The 213-nt window shown below is 51.6% G+C and carries 1 rRNA gene; it reads right to left on the bottom strand.

Annotated features, from left to right (window positions below):
- Positions 1–68 (bottom strand): 5S ribosomal RNA (rrf, locus tag PSTU_RS0109120); the annotation flags it as partial.
- Positions 69–213 lie beyond the last annotated feature (145 nt).

The raw sequence follows: 213 nt of genomic DNA, 5'->3' as shown, positions 1-213 counted from the left end.
GCGATGCGTCGTTTCACTACTGAGTTCGGGATGGGATCAGGTGGTTCCAACGCTCTATGGTCGTCAAGCAATTCGGCTGGGGAGTCGGTGTTGAGTCGCTTCCCCTAATTGGGCATGTGATGGTGTTGCTGTGTTTTGTATTTCGGTTCGCTTTGCGAGCGATGCGTCTTTTCGGTTTGTTTGTCGACTTCAACCGTCTGACACGCAAACATC

The organism is Stutzerimonas stutzeri SDM-LAC, assembly GCF_000235745.1.
Taxonomy (GTDB): domain Bacteria; phylum Pseudomonadota; class Gammaproteobacteria; order Pseudomonadales; family Pseudomonadaceae; genus Stutzerimonas; species Stutzerimonas stutzeri_H.
This window is presented reverse-complemented; position numbering and strand designations above follow the sequence as displayed.